The organism is Mesorhizobium sp. WSM4311 (genome assembly GCF_002295115.1).
GTDB lineage: Bacteria > Pseudomonadota > Alphaproteobacteria > Rhizobiales > Rhizobiaceae > Mesorhizobium.
This window is the reverse complement of sequence record NZ_NSFV01000005.1, coordinates 19,801-40,761: the sequence shown is the minus strand read 5'-3', so window position 1 is coordinate 40,761 and position 20,961 is coordinate 19,801. Positions and strand designations below refer to the sequence as shown.

General features: G+C 65.1%; 21 protein-coding genes. 17 read left to right on the top strand and 4 right to left on the bottom strand.

The window, feature by feature from the left end:
* Window positions 1-8: 8 nt before the first annotated feature.
* The gene (locus CK226_RS14255; RefSeq protein WP_095792212.1) at window positions 9-1,073 is read right to left on the bottom strand and encodes a spermidine/putrescine ABC transporter substrate-binding protein; all 1,065 of its coding nucleotides are present in this window, start codon (window positions 1,071-1,073) and stop codon (window positions 9-11) included.
* A gap of 235 nt (window positions 1,074-1,308) precedes the next feature.
* Between CK226_RS14255 and CK226_RS14250 the strand changes: the two genes are divergently transcribed.
* From CK226_RS14250 to CK226_RS14235, 4 genes are read left to right on the top strand one after another with little or no spacing between them, the layout of a single operon-like run.
* Window positions 1,309-2,247: a GntR family transcriptional regulator gene (locus CK226_RS14250; protein WP_095774724.1), complete on the top strand. Its 939-nt coding sequence runs from the start codon at window positions 1,309-1,311 to the stop codon at window positions 2,245-2,247.
* Window positions 2,248-2,257: 10 nt separating this feature from the next.
* Window positions 2,258-3,541 carry a glycosyltransferase gene (locus tag CK226_RS14245; RefSeq protein WP_095792211.1) on the top strand — a complete coding sequence of 428 codons (1,284 nt, stop codon included), beginning with the start codon at window positions 2,258-2,260 and terminating at the stop codon, window positions 3,539-3,541.
* Between the two features lie 5 nt (window positions 3,542-3,546).
* Window positions 3,547-4,917 carry a glutamine synthetase family protein gene (locus tag CK226_RS14240; protein WP_095792513.1) on the top strand — a complete coding sequence of 457 codons (1,371 nt, stop codon included), beginning with the start codon at window positions 3,547-3,549 and terminating at the stop codon, window positions 4,915-4,917.
* 2 nt (window positions 4,918-4,919) lie between these two features.
* Entirely contained in the window at window positions 4,920-6,218 is a 1,299-nt protein-coding gene (locus tag CK226_RS14235) for an FAD-binding oxidoreductase (RefSeq protein WP_179301052.1), read from the top strand.
* 41 nt (window positions 6,219-6,259) lie between these two features.
* Here CK226_RS14235 and CK226_RS14230 read toward each other — a convergent pair whose 3' ends face one another.
* Window positions 6,260-7,030 carry an IclR family transcriptional regulator gene (locus CK226_RS14230; RefSeq protein ID WP_095774721.1) on the bottom strand — a complete coding sequence of 257 codons (771 nt, stop codon included), beginning with the start codon at window positions 7,028-7,030 and terminating at the stop codon, window positions 6,260-6,262.
* Between the two features lie 117 nt (window positions 7,031-7,147).
* Here CK226_RS14230 and CK226_RS14225 point away from each other — a divergent pair, with 117 nt between their 5' ends.
* The 7 genes from CK226_RS14225 to CK226_RS14195 all read left to right on the top strand — a co-directional run bounded on the left by CK226_RS14225 (window position 7,148) and on the right by CK226_RS14195 (window position 14,938).
* On the top strand, window positions 7,148-8,005 hold the full coding sequence (locus tag CK226_RS14225; RefSeq protein WP_095774720.1) for a CoA transferase subunit A: 858 nt from the start codon (window positions 7,148-7,150) through the stop codon (window positions 8,003-8,005).
* The gene (locus tag CK226_RS14220; RefSeq protein ID WP_095792210.1) at window positions 8,002-8,799 is read left to right on the top strand and encodes a CoA-transferase subunit beta; all 798 of its coding nucleotides are present in this window, start codon (window positions 8,002-8,004) and stop codon (window positions 8,797-8,799) included. The genes CK226_RS14225 and CK226_RS14220 overlap by 4 nt, the downstream gene beginning before the upstream one ends.
* Before the next feature lies 1 nt (window position 8,800).
* Entirely contained in the window at window positions 8,801-10,006 is a 1,206-nt protein-coding gene (gene pcaF / locus CK226_RS14215) for a 3-oxoadipyl-CoA thiolase (protein ID WP_095792511.1), read from the top strand.
* A 154-nt stretch (window positions 10,007-10,160) separates the two neighbouring features.
* On the top strand, window positions 10,161-11,192 hold the full coding sequence (locus tag CK226_RS14210) for a BMP family protein (protein WP_095792209.1): 1,032 nt from the start codon (window positions 10,161-10,163) through the stop codon (window positions 11,190-11,192).
* Window positions 11,193-11,451: 259 nt separating this feature from the next.
* The gene (locus CK226_RS14205) at window positions 11,452-12,942 is read left to right on the top strand and encodes an ABC transporter ATP-binding protein (protein ID WP_095792208.1); all 1,491 of its coding nucleotides are present in this window, start codon (window positions 11,452-11,454) and stop codon (window positions 12,940-12,942) included.
* Window positions 12,942-13,997 carry an ABC transporter permease gene (locus tag CK226_RS14200; protein WP_095792207.1) on the top strand — a complete coding sequence of 352 codons (1,056 nt, stop codon included), beginning with the start codon at window positions 12,942-12,944 and terminating at the stop codon, window positions 13,995-13,997. Before CK226_RS14205 ends, CK226_RS14200 begins: the two co-directional genes overlap by 1 nt.
* The gene (locus CK226_RS14195; RefSeq protein ID WP_095792206.1) at window positions 13,994-14,938 is read left to right on the top strand and encodes an ABC transporter permease; all 945 of its coding nucleotides are present in this window, start codon (window positions 13,994-13,996) and stop codon (window positions 14,936-14,938) included. The genes CK226_RS14200 and CK226_RS14195 overlap by 4 nt, the downstream gene beginning before the upstream one ends.
* A gap of 367 nt (window positions 14,939-15,305) precedes the next feature.
* Here the strand turns inward: CK226_RS14195 and CK226_RS14190 are convergent, their stop codons facing one another.
* Entirely contained in the window at window positions 15,306-16,073 is a 768-nt protein-coding gene (locus tag CK226_RS14190; protein WP_095792205.1) for an SDR family oxidoreductase, read from the bottom strand.
* A 291-nt stretch (window positions 16,074-16,364) separates the two neighbouring features.
* On the opposite strand from CK226_RS14190, the gene CK226_RS14185 reads away from it, so the two are divergent.
* Window positions 16,365-16,520: a hypothetical protein gene (locus CK226_RS14185; RefSeq protein WP_010912229.1), complete on the top strand. Its 156-nt coding sequence runs from the start codon at window positions 16,365-16,367 to the stop codon at window positions 16,518-16,520.
* 136 nt (window positions 16,521-16,656) lie between these two features.
* Window positions 16,657-17,598: an LLM class flavin-dependent oxidoreductase gene (locus tag CK226_RS14180; protein ID WP_095792510.1), complete on the top strand. Its 942-nt coding sequence runs from the start codon at window positions 16,657-16,659 to the stop codon at window positions 17,596-17,598.
* Window positions 17,599-17,604: 6 nt separating this feature from the next.
* Here the strand turns inward: CK226_RS14180 and CK226_RS14175 are convergent, their stop codons facing one another.
* On the bottom strand, window positions 17,605-18,288 hold the full coding sequence (locus CK226_RS14175) for an isochorismatase family cysteine hydrolase (protein ID WP_095792204.1): 684 nt from the start codon (window positions 18,286-18,288) through the stop codon (window positions 17,605-17,607).
* 14 nt (window positions 18,289-18,302) lie between these two features.
* Between CK226_RS14175 and CK226_RS34905 the strand changes: the two genes are divergently transcribed.
* The 4 genes from CK226_RS34905 (at window position 18,303) to CK226_RS14160 (ending at window position 20,951) form a co-directional block, all read left to right on the top strand.
* Window positions 18,303-18,470, top strand: coding sequence for a hypothetical protein (locus CK226_RS34905; RefSeq protein WP_179301051.1), 168 nt, complete (start codon window positions 18,303-18,305; stop codon window positions 18,468-18,470).
* A gap of 90 nt (window positions 18,471-18,560) precedes the next feature.
* On the top strand, window positions 18,561-19,529 hold the full coding sequence (gene exbB / locus CK226_RS14170; protein WP_095792509.1) for a tonB-system energizer ExbB: 969 nt from the start codon (window positions 18,561-18,563) through the stop codon (window positions 19,527-19,529).
* A gap of 7 nt (window positions 19,530-19,536) precedes the next feature.
* Window positions 19,537-20,004 carry a TonB system transport protein ExbD gene (gene exbD, locus CK226_RS14165; protein WP_095774712.1) on the top strand — a complete coding sequence of 156 codons (468 nt, stop codon included), beginning with the start codon at window positions 19,537-19,539 and terminating at the stop codon, window positions 20,002-20,004.
* Window positions 20,001-20,951, top strand: a complete 951-nt coding sequence (locus CK226_RS14160) for an energy transducer TonB (RefSeq protein WP_095792203.1) — start codon at window positions 20,001-20,003, stop codon at window positions 20,949-20,951. Before exbD ends, CK226_RS14160 begins: the two co-directional genes overlap by 4 nt.
* Window positions 20,952-20,961 lie beyond the last annotated feature (10 nt).

Here is a 20,961-nt window from a genome sequence, read left to right as displayed (position 1 = left end):
AATGCCGCCTACTGCGCGGCCTTGATCTCGCTGACGATCTTGGAATAGTCGCGCTGGGCTTCGCCGACGTCACGCAGCTGCTCGAACTTGACGAGATCGGCCACCGGCATCGCCATGTTGGGGAATTTGGCTAGGAAATCGGCCGGCAGGCTTTCCATCGCCGGCTTGTTCGGCACCTTGTAGTCGATGTTCTGCGCCGCCCAGGCGTGGTTCTTGGCGTCGAGCATGAAGTTGATGAACTTGAAGGCGTCGTCCTTGTGCTCGGAAGCCTTCATCACCACCATCGTGTCGACCCAGAGGTCCGAACCTTCCTTCGGAATGACGTATTTGATCTCCGGCTTCTCGGCGATGCCGTAATTGCACCAGCCGTCCCAGGCCTGCACCATCAGCGCCTCGCCCGAAACCAGCTTGGAATAGAAGGTGGTGTCGTCATAGGCGAGCAAGGTCTTCTTTGCCGAGATCAAGAGGTCCTTGACCTCGGCCATCTTGGTCGGATCGGTCTCGTTGACGGAAAAGCCCTTGTCGAGCTGGCCGGCCGCCAGCAGCCAGCGATCGGTCGCCAGCATGGTGGTCTTGCCCTTCAGCGCGTCTGAAGGCGCGAGCAGATCGCTCCAGCTCGTCGGCGCCGTCTTGACCAGGTCCGAGCGGTAGCAGAGGCCGGTCGTGCCCCAGGTGTAGGGCACGGAGAAGGAGTTGCCGACATCGTGCGGCAGCTTGGTCGCTTCCGGGTAGAGGTTGGCGAGATTGGGGATCTTGGCGTGGTCCATCGGCTCGATCAGGCCGAGCTTGTTCAGCACCTCGGCAAAGGGCGAGGAGACGAAGACCACGTCATAGCCCTTGCCGCTGGCGGCGATCAGCTTGCCCATGATCTCTTCATTGGTGGCGTGCACCACCACTTCGCCGGAGACGCCGGTGGCGGTCTTGAAGGCGGCCATGGCATCGGGCGCCATGTAGCCGTCCCAGTTGGAGATGACGAGGTCGGCGGCGATTGCCGGCGCCGACAGCGCCATGGCAAGGCCGAGAGCGATTGAAGAGACCTTGAGCGCACGGCGTCGTGGGCTGGTAGCGGTCATGGCAGACTCCCATTCCGGTTGATCGTCGAATTCTGTGCTGGACCGGGCGCGACCCATGCCGCTGCTTTCGATCCTGTTCCCTCGGTCTTTTTATCGCCGATTATCCTGACAGTACTATTGCAGAAAAAAGTACGTCAATCCATAATTTACCAAGCGACCGAGGAATCTGGCCGATTGCGCTTGTGCCCGCGATCGGCCAAACCAATACGGTCATATCCATCCGCCGAGACAAGTCATGCAAGCCGCAGCCCGACGACCTCGCACCAACCATCTCGACCTGGCGCAGCGCATCCTGGATGTGGCGCGCCAGCGCGGCTTCGAGCCTGGCGCGCGCCTGCCCGAACAGCAGATCGCCTCGCTGTGCAATGTCTCGCGTACGCCGGTGCGGGCGGCGCTCAGCCTGCTCGCGGAACGGGGCGTCGTGCGCTGGGAGGCCGATACCGGCTATCACCTGGCGGTCGACCTCGCGGCGCAGCCGGCCATCGCCGCCGAGCTTCCGAGCGCGGAGGAGGATGATCTGGCCGAGGCGATCCTGCGCGACCGGTCGGCGCGGCGGCTGGACCAGACAGTGACCGCCGCGGCGCTGATGCGACGCTACAGTGCTGATCGCAAGACGGTACTAAAAGCGCTTAATAAACTGACAGAGGAGAATCTGCTGGACCGCGCGCCCGGCCAATCCTGGCTTTTCCGGCGCACGCCCGACGATCCCGAGGCGCAAGGCGAAAGCTATGAGTTCCGCTTGCTGCTCGAGCCGGCGGCGATCCTGACGCCGGGATTCCGGCTGGACGGCGCGCGGGCGGCGGCGTTGCGCCAGGGCATGGACGCTCTGTCGGCGTTGCCGGATGCCGCCTTCGACACGCGTGAGTTCCAGCGGCTGGACATGGATTTCCACGGCATGATCGCCGAGGGCTGTGCCAACCGGTTCATCGCCGACGCGCTGGCCGATCATCTGCGCCTGCGCCGGCTGCCGGGCATCTATGCCGGGGTCAACGTCTTCCGGCTGCGGCAGTCCTTGCTGGAACACCTGAACATACTCGACCATCTCGAAAGCCGGCAGTATGAGGTGGCTGCCGATCTGCTTCGCATCCACCTGCGGCTCTCCCGCAACCAGCGACCGCAAGCGGCCAGCCGCGGGGCGCCCGCCCTGTTCGGCATGATCAGCCGGCCGGAATGAAGAGGATTAATTGACGCGTAGAGCCAGCCCGATCATCGCGCTGTTTCCCGAAGCAAGCTTCGGCGCCGCGTTGAATTGCGTCGGCATCGCGCAGGCCTTGCGGGCGCGGGGCGCCCGGCCCGTCTTCATCTGCCATGCCGGTTTCTCCGGCGTCTTTGCCGACTATGGTTTCCAGGAATACCAGCTGCCGACCGACGAGCCGCTGAGCGACAGCGAGCGCCAGAGCTACTGGCAGGCCTTCGTGCGCCGGCACCTGCCGCATTTTAGGCTCAGTCCGATCGACCAACTCGAAACCTATGTCGCGCCGACCTGGCAAGCGATTGTCGACACGGCGGTCAATGCCGAGGCGCCGCTGCGGCAATTGCTGGCGCGGCTGAAGCCCGACGCGGTGGTGCTCGACAACGTCATCATGTTTCCGGCGATCGCCGCCGCCGGCTGCCCCTGGGTACGCGTCGTCTCCTGCGCCGAGACCGAGCTGCCGGACGCCGAAGTACCGCCCTACCTTTCCGGCATGGCTGCCGATGACCCGCAACGCGCGGCGTTCGAGGCGCGCTATCTCTCGGCCTCGGCGCCGGCGCATGACCGCTTCAACCGCTTTCGCGTGGATGCCGGCCTGGCGCCATTGCCCAAGGGTCTGTTCCTGGAGGCTTCGCCCGACTTCAACCTGCTGCTGACGCCGTCGATCGTGCGGCGCGAGCGGGCCAAACCGCTCGATCCCGCCCGATTCGTCTATCTCGAAGGCTGCGTGCGCTCGGAAGGGCCGTTCGAGGTGCCGGTGTTTCCGCGCAATGGCGGGCCGCTGGTCTATGTCAGCTTCGGCAGTTTAGGGGCCATGGATGTCGGGCTGATCGAACGCATGCTTGCCGTGTTCGACAGGCTGCCGGCGCGCTTCATCGTCAATGTCGGCGGCCTGCGCGACGCCTATCGCGCGGTGCCGGACAATGTCTATCTCGACGCCTGGTTTCCGCAGCCTTCGGTGGTGGCGAAGTCGGATCTGTTCATCCACCACGGCGGCAACAACAGCTTTTGCGAGGCGCTGCGCTTCGGCGTGCCGTCGCTGATCATGCCCTATTGCTGGGACGGACATGACAATGCGCGCCGCGCCGGCGAGACCGGCACCGGCGATCATATCGGCCGGGATGCCTGGACTGAAGGAGTATTGGAGAGAGCCATTCTCGGCCTGCTGGCCGACGACGCCATGCGCGCCCGCCTGAGGGACAATGCGGCCCAAATGGCGCTGCAACCCGGAACGGACGTGGCCGCGCAAGCCATACTCTCTCTGATACGGACTTGAACGACATGCTTGATAAGAACACGAATACCGCGACCAACGATCCCAGGGCCTGGTTGGCACAGCACGGCATCAACGAGGTCGAATGCCTGGTGCCCGACATGAACGGCGTGCTGCGCGGCAAGGCGCTGCCGACGGTCAAATTCCTCAAGGCACTGGAAGACCGCGCGCTGTATCTGCCGAGCAGCGCCTTTCTCGTCAGCATCGACGGCCGCTATTCCGGCTCGATCGACGAGGGCTTTGCCTATTCGGATCCGGACATGCGCATGGTGCCTGACGTTTCGACGCTCTGCCTGGCGCCGGGCGCCGGGGCAGGGAAGGCCTATGTCTTCGCCGACGCCTTCCACATGGATGGCCGGCCATGGATGGCCTCGCCGCGGCATGTGCTGCGCGCCGTGCTCGATCTCTACCGCCAGCGCGGCTGGCGCGCGGTGGTGGCGCCGGAGGTCGAATTCTATCTGACCGCGCCCAACCCGGATCCGGACAGGCCGCTGATCGCGCCGGTCGGGGCGAATGGCCGTGCCGAGGGCGTGCAGCATCCCTATGACATGGCGGCGCTGGAAGAATTCGAGCCGGTGATCCGGCGCGTCTACGACTATGCCGCGGCGGCCGGCCTGCCGCTCGATACGCTGATCCATGAATCGGGCACGGCGCAGCTGGAGATCAACCTCCTGCATGGCGACGCGCTGCCATTGGCCGACCAGGTGCTTTTGTTCAAGCGGCTGACGCGCCAGGCCGCGCAGCAATGCGGCATGCATGCCACCTTCATGGCCAAGCCGATCGCGGCCCAGGCGGGCAGCTCGATGCATCTGCACATGTCGGTTGTCGATGAGGCGGGCGATGCGCTGTTTGCCGGCGACGATGATGCCGACACCGAGATGTTCGGCCATTTCATCGGCGGCCTGCAGACATATGTGCCGGAAATCATGCCGCTGTTCGCGCCCAATGTGAATTCGTTCCGCCGCATAAGGCCGAACCACAGCGCGCCGGCCAACATCGAATGGTCGCATGACAACCGCTCCTGCGGCTTGCGCGTGCCGGCCGGCGGCCGTTCGGCGCGGCGGGTGGAGAACCGTTTGCCGGGCGCCGATTCCAATCCCTATCTGGCGATCGCCGGCTCGCTGCTCGCCGGTTATCTCGGCGTCGAGCAGAAACTCGCGCGCTCGGCCGAAGCTTCGGGCAATGCCTACAAGATCAAGAGCACGCTGCCCAAGACCATGGAGGAGGCGCTCGATCGCTTCACCGCCTGTGAGCCGGTGCGCAAACTGCTCGGCGAGGATTTCTTCCAGACCTATCTGCGCGTCAAGAGCGTCGAGCTCGACCTGTTCCAGAGCGTGGTGACGAGCTGGGAACGCGATCACCTGCTGCTGAAGGTGTGATCATGGCATCTTCAACAGGTTTCAATTCCGGTCTCGATATCGGCAAATCCTACTATGTCGCCACCGCCAATCCGGCGCCGGACCATCCGGCGCTTGCCGGCGATGTCGAAGCCGATCTGGTCGTCGTCGGCGGCGGCTGCACCGGCTTGTCGGCTGCCCTTCACGCCGCCGAGCGCGGCCTGAAGGTGGTGCTGCTCGAAGGCGGCAGGATCGGCTGGGGCGCATCGGGGCGCAATGGCGGCCAGATGATCCCCGGCCTGCGCAAGGGCGCCAAAGGCCTGGTCAAGCTTTTCGGGCCGGAGCGGGCGAAGGTGCTGTTCGACCTTGCCTTCGAGGCACGCGGCCTGGTGATGGATATCATCGAGCGCCACGCCATCGACTGCGATCTCAGGCTCACCGGCCATCTGGTCGGCGCCGTCAACGGCTCAGATCTCAAGGATTTGGAGGAAGAGGCCAAGTGCCTCGACAGCGTGATGAAGTTCCGCGATGTCGAGATCCTGTCGGCGGCGGAAGCCCGCGCCAAGGTCGACACCGCATATCATGGCGCGATGTACGAGCCGCTTGGCGGCCACATGCATCCGCTGAACTACACGCTCGGTCTTGCCGGGGCGGCGGTGGCCGCCGGCGTCACCATTCATGAGAATTCGGTGGCGGTGAAGCTGGAGCGCGAGCCTTCGATCCGGGTCTCGACATGGAAGGGCTCGGTGCGCGCAAAACATGTCGTGCTGGCCGGCGACGCGCTGCTCAATGGGCTGGAGCCGCGCGTCAACAGCCGCATCATGCCGGTCGGCAATTACATCGTCGCCACCGAGCCGCTGGAGGGCAAGCGCAACGTCATCCCGGCCAATGTCGCGGTGTCCGACACGCGCTTCGTCGTCAATTACTATCGCATGTCGGCGGATGGACGGCTGTTGTTCGGCGGCGGCGAGCGCTACACGCCGTCGCCGCCGGCCGACATTGCCGGCTTCGTGCGGCCGCATATGGAAGCCACCTTCCCGCAGCTCAGGGGCTGCCGCATCGATCATGCCTGGGGCGGGCTGGTGTCGGTGACGACATCGCGGCTGCCGCATGTCGGGCACTATGGCGAGGTCTATTTCGCGCATGGCTATTCCGGCAAGGGCGTCATCCTGTCGACGCTGTCGGGCAAGCTTTTGGCCGAAGCCATCACCGGCGACGCCTCGCGGCTCGACCTGTTCTCGACGCTGACGCCGCTGCCGTTCCCCGGCGGCACGGCGCTGCGCGGGCCGCTCTATGTGCTGGGCATGCTTTGGTACGCGATGCGAGACAGGATCAAGCACTGAGGGTGCAACTATCGGAGGCTGGCCCGCCGGCGTTCGACCTCTTAGACCACAAAAAAATCCTCGATGCGCTGTCTGGCTCCAAGCAGCGCCGGCAGGATTTCCCGCTCCATCTCGGCGACGGTAAACCGCGCCGACTGGGTCGAGACGTTGATGGCCGCGACCGTGTTGCCAGCGCGGTCGCGGATCGGCACGGCGATGGAGCGCAGGCCGAGTTCCAGCTCCTCGTCGACGATGGCAAAGCCGTTCGCCTTCGCCTTGCCGATGGCCCCGGCCAGCAGCCCGATGTCGGTGATCGTCTTCGGCGTCCGTCTCTCGATGGTCGCCTGGTGCAGAAATTCGTCGAGTTCCTGCGGCGCCAGGCCGGCGAGCAGCATGCGCCCCATCGAGGTGCAATAGGCGGGCAGCCTGGTGCCGACATCGAGCGAGACGCTGAGGATGCGGCGACCAGGAATGCGGGCGACATAGACGACATCCTGGCCCGACAGGATCGCCGCAGAGCAGGCCTCGTTCAGCTGCGCGGCGACCGCGCGCATGATCGGCGCGGCGAAGCTCCACAACGACCCGCCACCGAGCCATGTGCGGGCAACGGCCAGCAGGCGCGGCGACAGCGAGAACACACGGCCGTCCTGGGTGGCATAGCCCGATGCGACAAGCGTCAGCAGGAAACGGCGGGCGCCGGCCCGGGTCAGGCCGGCTTGCTGGGCCATTTCCGTTAGCGTCATGCCGGAGGGGTGGCGGGCGAGGATCTCCATGACCGCAAGGCCGCGCTCGAGCGAGCCGACATGATCACGGGAAGCGGCTTCTTCGCCCATCTCACCTCCGCCAAAGGGTATCGACGCCCGGATTGACTCCCTGACCTCGTTCGGCGTAGAAAGTTTCGCATACAAAACATAAGTTCGCAATACGAACTTTTGGACCGGGAGTCGACGATGGTCAAGTTCCTGCCGCTCAAACAGGCCGTGGCCGAGAATTTGAACGATGGCGACTCCGTCGCCTTCGAGGGCTTCACCCACCTGATCCCGACAGCCGCCGCGCATGAGGCGATTCGCCAGGGGTTTCGCGACCTGACCCTGATCCGCATGACGCCGGACCTGATCTACGACCAGATGATCGGCATGGGCATGGCGAAGAAGATCGTCTTCTCCTATGTCGGCAATCCCGGTGTCGGCCTGCTGCGGCGCGCCCGCGATTCCATCGAGAACGGTTTTCCCCGGACGATCGAGGTCGAGGAGCACAGCCATGCCGGCATGGCCAACGCCTATGAGGCGGGCGCGGCCGGCCTGCCCTGCGCGGTGTTCCGCGGCTATCGCGGCGCAGGCCTTGCCGCGGTCAACCCGAACATCAAGTCGGTCACCTGTCCGTTCACCGGCGAGGTGCTGGCGGCCGTTCCCTCAATTCGGCCTGACGTCACCTTCATCCATGCGCAGAAGGCCGACAGGAAAGGCAATGTGCTGGTCGAGGGCATCATCGGCATCCAGAAGGAGGCTGTGCTGGCGGCCAGGCGCGCCGTGGTGACGGTGGAGGAGGTGGTCGACAATTTCGACGATCTGCACCCCAATCTGACCGTGCTGCCGCGCTGGACGATCGCGGCGATCTCGGTGGTGCCCGGCGGCTCGCATCCGTCCTATGCCCATGGCTATTACGCGCGCGACAACGCCGCCTATCTCGAATGGGACGCGATCGCCGCCGACCGCGAGAAGTTCCATGCCTGGATGCAGGCGAATGTCATCGAAAAGAGCGCCGACGATTTCGCTGGCCGCGTCGAGCATCTGAGGAAAGCTGCATGAGCGACAATCCGGGCTTCACCCCCAACGAGATGATGACGATCGCCGCCAGCCGCGCGCTGCGCAATGACGATGTCTGCTTCGTCGGCATCGGCGCGCCGTCCGCCGCCTGCAACGTGGCGCGGCTGACGCATGCGCCTGACATCACGCTGATCTACGAGAGCGGCACGATCGGCACCGCGCCTGACGTGCTGCCGCTGTCGATCGGCGATGGCGAATTGTGCGAGACCGCCGTCACCACCGTCGCGGTGCCGGAAATGTTCCGCTACTGGCTGCAAGGCGGCCGCATCTCGATCGGTTTCCTCGGTGCCGCGCAGCTCGACAAGTTCGGCAACATCAACACCACGGTCATCGGCGACTATGTCCATCCCAAGACAAGGCTCCCCGGCGGCGGCGGCGCGCCGGAGATCGCGACCTCGTCGAAGGAGATCTACATCACCATGGCGCAAACCAGGCGCGGCATGGTCGAGAAGATCGACTTCTTCACCTCTTTCGGCCATGGCGAGGGCGGCGATCACCGCAAGCGGCTGGGCATCGACACCGCCGGGCCGACACTGCTGATCACCGATCTCGCCATCTGGAAGCCGGACCCGGTGACCAAGGAATTCACGGTCGTGTCGCTGCATCCCGGCGTCACCCGCCAGCAGGTGCAGGACAGCTGTGGCTGGGTGGTTAAGTTCGCCGAGGCGCTTGACGAAACACCGGCGCCAAGCGAACTCGAACTCACGACATTGCGCGACCTGCAGGCCCGCACCAAGGCGGCGCATGAGGGAACCGGAAAAGCAAAGGCTGCATGACATGGCCGAGGCCTATATCTGCGACTACATCCGCACGCCGATCGGCCGCTTCGGCGGTTCGCTGTCCTCGGTGCGATCAGACGATCTCGGCGCCATACCGCTGAAGGCGCTGGTCGAGCGCAATGCCGGCATCGACTGGCAGGCGGTGGACGACATCGTCTATGGCTGCGCCAACCAGGCCGGCGAGGACAACCGCAACGTGGCGCGCATGGCGCTGCTCCTGGCCGGCCTGCCCAAGGAAATCCCGGGTTCGACCGTCAACCGCCTGTGCGGATCGGGCATGGATGCGCTGACCATTGCCGCGCGGGCCATCAAGGCCGGCGAAGCGGAATTGATGATCGCCGGCGGCGTCGAATCGATGAGCCGGGCGCCCTTCGTCATGCCCAAGGCCGACACGGCGTTCTCGCGCAATGCCGAGATCCACGACACCACCATCGGCTGGCGTTTCGTCAACCCGCTGATGAAGAAGCAATATGGCGTCGATTCGATGCCGGAGACGGGCGAGAACGTGGCAGAAGAATTCGCCGTTACCCGCGCGGCCCAGGACGCCTTTGCCGTGCGCAGCCAGGACAAGGCTGTCGCGGCGCAGGCCAATGGCCGCCTGGCCAAGGAAATCACTCCGGTGACCATCCCGCAGCGCAAGGGCGATGCGGTGGTGGTCTCGAAAGACGAACATCCACGCGCCGGCACGACGGTCGAGGCACTGGCCAAGCTGCCGACGCCGTTCCGGCAGGACGGCACGGTGACCGCCGGCAATGCCTCCGGCGTCAATGACGGCGCGGCGGCGCTGATCGTCGCCTCGGAGGCCGCGATAAAGAAATACGGCCTGGCGCCGATCGCCCGCATTCTCGGGGGCGCCGCCGCCGGCGTTGCGCCGCGCATCATGGGCATCGGCCCGGCGCCGGCGACGCAGAAACTTTGCGCGCGGCTTGGCCTGACGCCGCGACAGTTCGATGTCATCGAGCTCAACGAAGCCTTTGCCTCGCAAGGCATCGCCGTGCTGCGCCAGCTCGGCATTGCCGAGGATGCCGAACACGTCAACCCGAATGGCGGCGCCATCGCGCTCGGCCATCCGCTGGGTATGTCGGGCGCGCGAATCTCGGGCACGGCGGCGCTGGAGCTGCGCGAGCGCGGCGGCCGCTACGGCCTGGCGACGATGTGCATCGGCGTCGGCCAGGGCATCGCCATCGCGCTCGAACGGGCTTGACCGCCGCCTGCCGTTTGGCCAGCGAGAATCAGGGCTGGATTCGGCTTGTCGCCAAATTTGACCATGTGGACAAAAGTCCGGACCCGTTCCATAGTTCCCCGTCTGATTTTTAGAACGGCCGGCTCGACACGGCTGTCAAACAGAGGGGACTGCAATGGAAAACCGGAAGAACAAATCTTCGTCGACACGCGAAGGGATTTCGCGGCGCAATGTGCTGGAGCTCGGCGCGCTTGGCCTGGCTGCGGCCATGGTGCCGGGTGCGGCCTTCGCCAAGGACAAGAAGCTGAAGGTGGCGGCGATCTTCGCCACGCCGATCGAGGAGCCGTGGGACAACCAGATCCATGTTGCCTTGCAGAAGGCGGAGAAGGAACTCGGCATCGAATACAAATGGTCGGAAAAGGTGCAGACCGCCGACTTCAGCCGCGTCATGCGCGAATATGCGCAGGGCGGCTACCAGCTGGTGCTAGGCGACGCCTTCGCCGCCGAGCGTGAATCGCGCCGCACCGCAAAACAATTCCCGAAGACGGCCTGGCTGTTCGGTTCGGGCGCCGGTCCGGCCGAACCGAATTTCGGCGTCTTCGACAACTGGATCCATGAGCCCGCCTATCTCTCGGGTATGATCGCCGGCAAGATGTCGAAATCGGGCACGGTCGGCGCCGTCGCGGCGATGGGCATTCCGGAAGTGAACCGGCTGGTCAACGCCTTCTTTGCCGGCGCCAAGGAGGTCAATCCGAACGTCAAGAAGAAGGTCGCCTTCATCGGTTCCTTCTTCGATCCGCCCAAGGCCAAGGAAGCCGCGGTGGCGCAGATCGATGCCGGCGTCGACGTCATCTATGCCGAGCGCTTCGGCGTCATCGAGGCGGCGGTCGAGAAGAAGATCCTCGCCATCTCCAACATGTCGGACCAGTCGAGCCTCGGCCCCGACACGGTCATCACCGGCCCGGTCTGGGACATGTATCCGACGGTCGAACAGGCGATCAAACTGGTCAAGGCCGGCGTCTATACCGCGCAGGACTATGGCGATTTCTCGCGCATGGCCAAGGGCGGTTCGTATCTCGCCCCCTACCACAAGTTCGACAAGACACTGCCGGCCGAGGTCAAGGATCTGGTCGAGAAGAAGAAGGCCGAGATCCTCGAAGGCAATTTCCGGGTGGACGTCGACGAGAACACGCCGGTTTCGGATTGAGGCTTGCTTTGAGGGGCGGTGCTAAGCGCCCCCCTCTGTCCTGCCGGCCATCTCCCCCTCAAGGGGGGAGATTGGCAGCTTCACCCGAGTCACTTTTCTTTCGACCTAGAAAAACTGGCGAAAGCCGAAAGTGACATCCAATCTCCCCCCTTGAGGGGGAGATGGCCGGCAGGCCAGAGAGGGGTGCAGCGCCACCCGATCAGTCAAAGCTGAATTCCGATCAGGAGTATCCTTGCCGACGCCCGCCCCACTCATCGAAATGCGCGGCATCACCAAGAGCTTCGGCGCCGTCAAGGCGAACGAGGCTGTCGACCTCAGCGTCGCGCCCGGTGAAATCCTCGGACTGCTGGGCGAGAACGGCGCCGGCAAGACGACGCTGATGAATGTGCTGTTCGGCGCCTACGCGCCGGACGCCGGGGAAATCCTGATCCAGGGGCAGCCCGTGCGGATCACCAGTTCGGCCGATGCGCTGGCCGCCGGCATCGGCATGGTGCATCAGCATTTTCACCTGGCGCCACGGCTGACGGTGCTGGAGAACCTCTTGATCGGCATTCCCGGAAAATCGGGACGGATCGACCGCGCCGGCGGGCTGGCGCGGCTGGCCGAAATCGGCCGCCAGCATGGACTGACGCTGGATCCCGACCTGCCGGTCTCGACGCTGTCGGTCGGCGAACAGCAGCGGCTCGAGATCGTCAAGGCGCTGTTTCGCGGCGCAAAGCTTTTGATCCTCGACGAGCCGACGGCGGTGCTGGCGCCGAGCGAGGTCGACGGGCTGTTTTCAGCGCTGCGCTCGATGGCGGCGCAAGGTCTCGGCATCATCTTCATCTCGCACAAGCTCAACGAGGTGCGGGCGCTCACCCATCGCTGCACGGTGCTGCGGCATGGCCGTGTCGCCGGCCGCGTCGACGATCCGGCCAACACCACGTCCGCCGCCATGGCGCAGCTGATGTGCGGCCACGAGATCGTGCCGCCGGCCAGGGGGCCTTCGACGCCGGGCGAAGCGGTGCTGACGCTCGACGCCATTTCCACCTCGACGCATTCGGGAACCGCGCTGCGCGATGTTTCGCTTGCCGTCCGCTCCGGCGAGATTCTTGGCATTGCCGGCGTGTCGGGCAATGGCCAGCGGGCGCTCGCCGAAGTGATCTCCGGCGTGCGCGCGCCCGATGCCGGCCGGATGACGATCGCCGGCCAGACGGTCTCGCGGTTTTCGCCGCGCGAGGTGCAGGCGCTTGGGCTCGGCCGCATCCCGGAGGACCGCATGACCACGGGTCTGGTCACCAATTTGCCGCTTGCCGATTCCATGGTGCTGCCACGCATCGGTACCGCCGCCTTCAGCAGCAAAGGCCTGCTCAAGCCGGACGCGATCCGCACCTTCGCCGAAGAACAGATCAAGGCCTATGACATCAGGTGCCCCGGGCCGATGACGCGTGCCGGGGCGCTGTCCGGCGGCAATCTGCAGAAGGCGCTCCTGGCGCGCGAGCTTGCCTTCGACCCGAAGGTTTTGATCGTCTCTCAGCCGACGCGCGGCCTCGACATCGGGGCTGCCCGCTTCATCCACGAGAAGTTCCTCGACATGCGCGCCAAGGGCTGTGGCATCATCGTCATCGGCGAGGATCTCGAAGAGCTGCTGGTGCTCTGCGACCGCATCGCGGTGATGTATGAGGGCCGCATCGCCGGCACGCTCGACAGTGCCGACGCGACGATCGCGCGGCTAGGCCTGCTGATGACCGGAGCGGAGGGCCACGGCTGATGTTTCGCCTGGAAGTGCGCAACTCGACGCCGACCTGGTTCAATCTTGCGCTTCCGTTGGTGGCGATCGCGGCGACGCTTGTCCTGTGCAGCGGCCTGATCGCGCTGGCTGGCGCTGGCGTGCTCGAATCTTACGGCGTGATGTTCACGGCCTCGCTCGGCGACAGCTACGCCATCACCGAAACGCTGGTGCGCGCCGCACCGATGATCTTCACCGGACTGGCGGTCGCCGTCGCCTTCCGCGCCAAATTCTGGAACATCGGCGCAGAGGGGCAATTGCTGGCCGGTGCCGTCGCCAGCTGCTTTGTCGGCGCCATCCCGATGCCGGGAGCGCTCGCCATGCTGTTGATGGCAATTGTCGGCGCCGCCGCTGGTGCCGCAGTCGCGTTGGTGCCGGCGACGCTGCGGGTCAAATTCAAGGTCGACGATGTCGTCAGCTCGCTGCTGCTCAACTCGGTCATCTACTACGCGCTGATGGCGCTGATCGAAGGGCCGTGGAAGGACAGCTTCAGTGGCTATCCGATCTCGCCGCCAATCGAGGATTCGGCCAATTTCCCGGTGCTGGTCGAAGGCACGCGGCTGCATCTGGGCGTCATCGTGGCGCTGATCGCAGCACCTCTGATCTGGTTCCTCATCGCGCGCACCACGCTTGGTTTCCGCATCAGGGTCACCGGCGAGAACCCGGAAGCCGCCCGCTACGGCGGCATCCCTGTCGAGCGTGTGCTGCTCTCGACCGCGCTCATGTCCGGCGCGCTGGCGGGGCTCGCCGGCGTCGGCGAAGTCGGCGGCGTGCATTTCCAGGTGATGAGCGACATCTCGCCCGGCTACGGCTATTCCGGCATCGTCGTCGCCATGCTGGCGCGGCTCAATCCGCTGGGCGTGGTGCCGGCGGCGATCTTCCTCGCCGCCGTAATGACCGGCGCCGAGGCGATGTCGCGCGCGACCGGCGTGCCGGCGTTCCTCAGCGACGTCATCCAGGGCACCGCCTTGCTCGCCATGCTGGTGGCCCTGCTGTTTACCGCCTATCGCATTCGCCGTGTGGGGGCCGCCCGATGAGCGCGGTGCTGGAACAGATCTTCCAGGTCGGCTTTTTGGCCGCCATCATCCGCATCGCCACGCCGCTGGCCTTCGCCACGCTCGGCGAAATGTTCTCCGAGCGCGCCGGCGTGCTCAATCTCGGCATCGAAGGCATCATGCTGCTCTGCGCCATGACTGGCTTCACCGCCACCAGCCTCAGCGGCAGCCTGTGGCTCGGCGTCCTGGTGGCGGTGCTGACCGGGATGCTGATGGGCGCGCTGCATGCGCTGTTCACCGTGGCACTGGGCCTGAGCCAGCATGTCTGCGGCATCGGCGTGACTTTGTTCTCGTCGGGCCTTGCCTATTTCCTCTACCGGCTGATCTTCGGTCAGCAATCGGTGCCGCCTGCCATCAAGGGCTTTCAGACGCTGCCGATCCCGGTTCTATCGGACATTCCGGTGCTCGGGCCGGCTGTGTTCAACCAGTTCGCGCTGGTCTACATGGTGATCATCGCCATACCGCTCGCGGCCTTCGTGCTTTACCGCACGCCCTGGGGCCTGTCGGTGCGCATGGTCGGTGAGAACCCGCGCGCCGCCGATTCGGCCGGCGTCAGCGTCATTGCCACGCGCTTCCAGGCCGTCATCCTCGGCGGCGCCCTGATGGGGCTGGCCGGCGCCTTCCTGTCGATGGCGCAGTTCAACGCCTTCACCTTCGGTGTCGTCTCCGGACGCGGCTGGGTGGCGATCGCGCTGGTGGTGTTCGGCCGCTGGGACCCGTGGCGCTCGGCGGGCGCGGCACTGCTGTTCGCCTTTGTCGATGCGCTGCAGCTGCGCATGCAGGCGAGCGGCCTCGGGCACATCCCCTACGAGGCGTTTCTGATGCTGCCGTTCATCTTCACCATCGTCGCCATGGCGGTGATGTCGCGCAACGCGGTGGCGCCGTCGGCGTTGTTGAAGCCGTTTCGGCGTGAGGAGCGTTAGCGTATAAATAACCCATGTGGACTAGGCATTGGTGACCTAGCAAGCGCGCTGGTGGGTCTATGGCTGAGCCAAATAAAACTATCCAAGGAAGGGTCCGACTGTCAGTGAGCCTGCCAGTCGTGCATTCCTGCTGGTTCCAGGAATCGTAGGGCTTTATGCGTTTATATGGGGAGACCTGAATCTGAGAATTTACGGCGGACCTCCGGAAAGCTATCCACTCGCTATCGACTATGCGAGTGTCCAGATAAATATATTGATGTATGCTATAAACCTACTGCTGTTCGTCCCGACTGCCGTGCTGCTCACGATGTTTATCAAGCGCGAGTAGCTGCTGGCAATGTTGCTGGTGAGGGTGTTGTAGTAGAACTCACATCGCCGTAAAACCATTGTCGACGAACAGATGCGCGCCGTTGACGAAGCTCGATTCGTCGCTGGCCAAATACAGCGCGGCCTTGGCCACCTCTTCCGGCTCGCCGATGCGGCCCTGCTGCGCAGCCAGTGCCGCGTCGGAGACGTCGACGCCGAGCTTGCCGAGGTCGGCGACCTCGCGAAGGCCGTGCGGTGTCCTGATAAAGCCGGGGCAGACGGCGTTGCAGCGGATGTTGCGGTCGCGGAACTCGACGGCAATGGCGCGGGCGAACATGTGGCAGGCGCCCTTGGTGGTGTCGTAGAGCACTTCGTTCGGTGTCGCCGCCACCGCCGAGATCGACGAGGTGCAGACGATCGAGCCGCCGCCCGCCGCGATCATGCCGGGCAGCACGGCGCGCGTCATCAGGAACATCGAACGCACATTGACGGCATGCAGCCAGTCCCATTCCTGCACGGTCGTCTCCAGGAACGGCTTTATCACGATGGTGCCGGCGTGATTGAACAGCACCGTGACCGGGCCGAGTTTTTCGGTCGCGCCCTTCACTGCCGCCTGAACCTGCGCCTCGTCGGACACGTCGGCGACAAAATGCTCGGCGACATGGCCGCGTGCACGGATTGCCGTCGCGGTGGCGGCGGCTGCCTCGCCATTGCGGTCGACGATCGCCACCTTGGCGCCTTCAGCCGCGAACAGTTCCGAGGCCGCTCCGCCCATTCCCGTCGCGCCGCCCGAAATGATGGCAACCTTGCCGGCCAGTCTTTCGCCCATTTTTATTCCCCTGTTCGATCCAGTTCGCATTTGCTTGTCGGGGGATGCTACCGCGCCCGCACAAGGCGGCCAATGGACCAATTGGGTGCAGCGGGAACAAGGCCATAGGTCCATTCGGACGCGTCCAAGGCAAGGCTCATGCCCTGCCGATCAATTGCGCCAGCAAGCGATCCCAGCAATTCATAACCAATTTATCCCCTGGAAGGAGAAAATTATTCTACCTACAGCGCAAAAATAGCAATCGACAAAGTCTACAAGTTTTATAGATTAACCGGCGAGACGGAGGTCGATATGTCCTATATCCAGAACGCTCAGACTGACAGCAGCGGCCAGAGGCTGGCCAATGCCCAGACCTTTCGCCCGGCCTATGCCGGAGCTTTCGCCTATCTCGTCTTTGCCCTTGCGTTCGTGTTCACCGGGGCCGTCGTTCTGGGCCTTATTCCCTAGGGCACCGGATCGACAGGGGCCAGCCGCCCCGCTGTATCAGGCAATCGGAGTTGAATGAACCGGATCCGGTGCGTTTGCGCGCGGCCGCGATTCGAATTTCAGCGCGTCCATGATTCCAGCGATGGAGGAGATGACAATGCCGATCGAATTCACCCATGTCCCTGGCAAGACCGCCGACGCCGCCATTCCGTTTTTCTATGATTTTGCCGAGACGGCGACCAAGCTCGGACTGATCGAAGATGGCGGCTTTCAGAAGATCGTCGTCGACGATTCGGCCGGGCTGCTGACCAATATGGATCTTGCCGCTCAGGTGCTCGACCGCACCGCCGCGCTCGAGGTCGTGCTGACCCACTGGGCAGGTGTCGTCGAGCCGACCGTGGCGGCCCGTCAGCTGGCATCGATAGATCGAAAAAGCGGCGGCCGGCTGGCGCTCCGGATGATCAGCGAGCCGTTGAACGATGACGATGCCGAGTCACGGCCGGTCGGGCACAGCGTCGTCTGGCAGCGCATCGACGAATATCTCGTGCTTTTGAAGCGGCTGTGGTCGAATGACCGACCCTTCGATCATGAAGGCGCCTTCTACAGTATCAAGGGCGGCTACGTGCCGCGCAAAGGCCCGCACGGCGCCGACCTGACCATCCGCATGGGCGGGCAATCAGGAACGGCGCTGAAAGTGGCCGGCCGGCATGCCGATGTCTTCGAACTGGCACCGGGCTCGATCGACGATGTCAGGCAGTTGATGGAGCGGGTGCGTGGCGCCGCGGCCGAACATGGCCGGGCCGGCAAACTGCGCTTCGCGCTTCCGGTGCGGATCCACCAGGGCGCTTCCGCCGCCGGCCACAAGGCGGTCGACCTGTCCGGGCCGCCCGCCCAGGTCGCGTTGTCGCTGCTTGCCTATGCCGGGCTCGGGATCGATGAGTTCATGATCATCGGCGTCGACACGCCGCGCGAGATCGCGACGGCCGGCCGGGAAACGATCGCGCTGCTGCGCAACTCGCTGGCGCGCCGCGAACATGATGTTTTCCAGCCGGGGGCCTACGCGCCTCGCACGGGGCTGGAGACGCGTGCAGCAGGGTGAAGCCGATCAATCGTCGGCGTGATGCCTGTCGCCAAGCCGCGACAGGCCATCGATGACGGCGGCCGAATCGGCCAGGACGCCGAAGACGCCGTCCTCGACCGTCACCATGTGCAGCGCCGCCTCGTGGGCTTGTCTGTCGCCGCTGGCGCAGGCGTCCGAGATCGTCAGGCACTGAAAGTTGCGGTCGCAGGCCTCGCGTAGCGTGGTGTGGACGCAGACGTCGGTCGTGCAGCCGGAAAACATGAGATGCGTGATGCCTTGCGCGCGCAGCACAAGCTCGAAATCCGTATAGGTGAAGGCGCTGTTGCAGGTCTTGTCGACGATGATGTCATCAGGCGCGACATCGATCTCCGGAACGATCTGGAACCCCGCGCCCGAGCGCAGCAGTATGTCTGTGCCGTCGAGACCGGAGCGCCTGCGGCGCCATTTCTCATAGGGCGTCATGTCGGCCATGTCGGCGCGATAGCCCTGCCTGGTGTGGATGACCGTGACGCCGGCTTTGCGCGCGGCTGATATCAGCCGGTTCACCGTGGGCAGGATCGCCCGCAGCGGCGAGGGGTCATATCCTTTTCTGGCGAAATAGCCCGTGGTCGACAGGAAATCCTGCTGCAGGTCGATGACGACAAGCGCCGTGTTTTCGGCCGCCAGCCTGCCGTCATACGGGAAGTCGAAGGGCGTTGCCTTGATCATCCGAGAGTGTCTCCTTGCCGATCGTGAAGGCCATCCTGACTGGCGAAGCTCAACTCGTCCACTCAGGCCGCGGCTCTGACGCGAAGAAGCAGGATGTTGCGGGCATCGTGCTGCCGCTGGCGAACGTCATCGGATGTCCCGACGAATTGTTGACTGTTGCACTCATCTTCAATGTTGACTAGTAGAGCCATGTTTCATGCCCGGAGATCGGACCGCCGGGGTGGCGGAATAGGAAGCGGCCGGCCGTTGTGAGGACAAGGAAGAAGCTGTTGTTGCCTAGAACCAGTTTGCTTGCAGCGTTGGTCGCATCCGTCATCCTGTCGGTCTGCATTGTATCGACCCAGCAACAGCCGGCCGGCGCTGCCCCTGCGGTAGACGCCGGCGCGGCCTCCGCCGCAGGGGCAGCGCCGGCGTCTACCGCACCGGCACCCGCCGCAACGGCCCCGGCCACATCAGCGCCCGCGACACCGCCGCCCGGCGCGCCAGCAGCTGTGGCGCCCCTCGCAGCAGCGCCGACGGGGGCGATGGAGCTGACCCTGCCGCACGATCTGTCGCCATGGGGCATGTTCATGGCTGCCGACATCATCGTGAAGGCGGTGATGATCGGACTGGCCTTCGCCTCGCTCGTCACCTGGACGATATGGCTGGCCAAATCGCTGGAGATTTTTGGCGGCAAGCTGCGCGTCCGCCGTGCCGTTCGCGCGATCGGTGATGCCGCGACGCTGACGCAGGCGAGCCGCGCGCTCGATCGCAGCGGCGGCCCCGGCGCGCTTCTGGTCAAGGCGGCGGAAGAAGAGACCGCACTCTCGGCCGCCGCGCTCGACCATGTCGGCGGCGACGGGTTGAAGGAACGGGTCACCTCGCGCCTGTCGCGCATCGAGGCGGCGGCGTCGCGGCGCATGTCGCGCGGCACAGGCGTGCTGGCGACGATTGGCTCCACGGCACCTTTCGTCGGCCTGTTCGGCACGGTCTGGGGCATCATGAACGCCTTCGTCGGCATTTCGCAGGCGCAAACCACCAATCTGGCAGTGGTCGCGCCGGGCATCGCCGAAGCGCTGCTGGCCACGGCGATGGGCCTCGTCGCGGCAATTCCAGCAGTGGTGGTCTACAATGTCTTCGCCCGCTCGATTGCCGGCTACCGGCAGATCCTCGCCGATGCCTCGGCGGGCGTCGAGAGGCTGGTCAGCCGAGACCTGGATTTCCGCACGGTCGCGCCGGCGACGGCGCTGGCGGCGGAGTAGCGACGCCATGGCAAGCAGAATCCGCCAGACCCTGGACGAGGATCTCGAGGAGAGCCACGAGATCAACGTCACGCCCTTCATCGACGTCATCCTGGTGCTGCTGATCATCTTCATGGTCGCCGCGCCGCTGGCGACGGTGGACGTCAATGTCGACCTGCCGGGCTCGACGGCGACGCCCGCGCCGCGACCCGAAACGCCGCTGTTCCTGACCTTGAAAGATGATCTTACGCTGGCTATCGGCAATGACAGCGTGCCGCGTCCGGCCTTCGCGGCCACGTTGGACAGCAGGACCAGGGGCGACAAGCAGACGCGCATCTTCCTGCGCGCCGACAAGGCGGTCGCCTATGGCGACCTGATGGGGACCATGAACCTGCTGCGCCGCGCCGGCTATCTGAAGATCGCGCTGGTCGGCCTGGAGACGGCGCCCGCGAGCGATGCGCCGGCACCCGCTCCCGCGGGAACGGCGGCGCCATGACGCAGGCGGCGGCCCTGCCGACGACTTACCCGACGCGCTTCGGCTGGCGCGACCTTGGCTTGTGGACGGGTGCGGCGGCGCTGGTGCTTGGCGCCCATGTCGCGGTCGCCTATGCGGTGCAGAGCTTCAGTCCGATCGAGATGGATGGCGGACCGCCGCCGGCTCCGGTGATCGAAATGGTGCCGATGGCGGTGATGCCGGCCGTGCCCGAACAGGCCGCGATGCTGGAAGCGGCGATGCCCGACCAGGCCGAACCAGCCGAGGAGGCCGAGAGGGTCGCCGAAGCCGAACCCGAGAAAATGACCGAACAGACCGAACCGACAGCCGAGCAACCGGAAACGGTGCCGCCCGACGGGACCGAGCCGACCACGACAGCCGACGCCGAACCGATCGACCAGCCGCCGCCGGATCAGGTCGTTCCCGAAATCGTCGAAGCCGTGACGCCAGAGGTCGTCATTGCGTTGCCGCAGCCGAAGCCGGTCGAGAAAACCAAGGAAAAGAAACCGGCCCAGGCCAAGGCGAAAAAACCGGCCGAAAAGCCGAAGCCGCGGCCAAGGAAGGAAAAGGCCGAGCCGGCAAGGACGGTTGCCACCGCAAGCGCACAGACAAGGCCGGCGGCCAGGGCGGCCGCGCCGAAATCGGCGGCAGGGGTCTCGGGCATGGATCCGGCCAAGTGGGAATCCCGGCTGGCGTCGTGGATCAATCGGCACAAGCGTTATCCAAGTGCCGCGAAATCCAGGGGAGCGCAGGGCAATGTGAACGTGGCCTTCGCGGTGGACGCATCGGGCAGGGTGGTGTCGGCGCGCGTGGCCCGTTCTTCCGGCGATCCCGACCTCGACCGCGCCGCGCTCGCCGTGCTGCAGGGCGCAACGGTGCCGGCACCGCCGCCGGGACTCGGCTCGCGCGTCAGCCGCACGGCGCCGTTCGTGTTCAATTTGCGGGATTAGAGCAGAGGCC

Coding starts and splice junctions, on each gene's coding strand:
- CK226_RS14255 (WP_095792212.1), bottom strand. CDS start 1,073: ATGACCGCTACCAGCCCACGACGCCGTGCGCTCAAGGTCTCTTCAATC.
- CK226_RS14250 (WP_095774724.1), top strand. CDS start 1,309: ATGCAAGCCGCAGCCCGACGACCTCGCACCAACCATCTCGACCTGGCG.
- CK226_RS14240 (WP_095792513.1), top strand. CDS start 3,547: ATGCTTGATAAGAACACGAATACCGCGACCAACGATCCCAGGGCCTGG.
- CK226_RS14235 (WP_179301052.1), top strand. CDS start 4,920: ATGGCATCTTCAACAGGTTTCAATTCCGGTCTCGATATCGGCAAATCC.
- CK226_RS14230 (WP_095774721.1), bottom strand. CDS start 7,030: ATGGGCGAAGAAGCCGCTTCCCGTGATCATGTCGGCTCGCTCGAGCGC.
- CK226_RS14225 (WP_095774720.1), top strand. CDS start 7,148: ATGGTCAAGTTCCTGCCGCTCAAACAGGCCGTGGCCGAGAATTTGAAC.
- CK226_RS14220 (WP_095792210.1), top strand. CDS start 8,002: ATGAGCGACAATCCGGGCTTCACCCCCAACGAGATGATGACGATCGCC.
- pcaF (WP_095792511.1), top strand. CDS start 8,801: ATGGCCGAGGCCTATATCTGCGACTACATCCGCACGCCGATCGGCCGC.
- CK226_RS14210 (WP_095792209.1), top strand. CDS start 10,161: ATGGAAAACCGGAAGAACAAATCTTCGTCGACACGCGAAGGGATTTCG.
- CK226_RS14205 (WP_095792208.1), top strand. CDS start 11,452: ATGCGCGGCATCACCAAGAGCTTCGGCGCCGTCAAGGCGAACGAGGCT.
- CK226_RS14200 (WP_095792207.1), top strand. CDS start 12,942: ATGTTTCGCCTGGAAGTGCGCAACTCGACGCCGACCTGGTTCAATCTT.
- CK226_RS14195 (WP_095792206.1), top strand. CDS start 13,994: ATGAGCGCGGTGCTGGAACAGATCTTCCAGGTCGGCTTTTTGGCCGCC.
- CK226_RS14190 (WP_095792205.1), bottom strand. CDS start 16,073: ATGGGCGAAAGACTGGCCGGCAAGGTTGCCATCATTTCGGGCGGCGCG.
- CK226_RS14185 (WP_010912229.1), top strand. CDS start 16,365: ATGTCCTATATCCAGAACGCTCAGACTGACAGCAGCGGCCAGAGGCTG.
- CK226_RS14180 (WP_095792510.1), top strand. CDS start 16,657: ATGCCGATCGAATTCACCCATGTCCCTGGCAAGACCGCCGACGCCGCC.
- CK226_RS14175 (WP_095792204.1), bottom strand. CDS start 18,288: ATGATCAAGGCAACGCCCTTCGACTTCCCGTATGACGGCAGGCTGGCG.
- exbD (WP_095774712.1), top strand. CDS start 19,537: ATGGCAAGCAGAATCCGCCAGACCCTGGACGAGGATCTCGAGGAGAGC.
- CK226_RS14160 (WP_095792203.1), top strand. CDS start 20,001: ATGACGCAGGCGGCGGCCCTGCCGACGACTTACCCGACGCGCTTCGGC.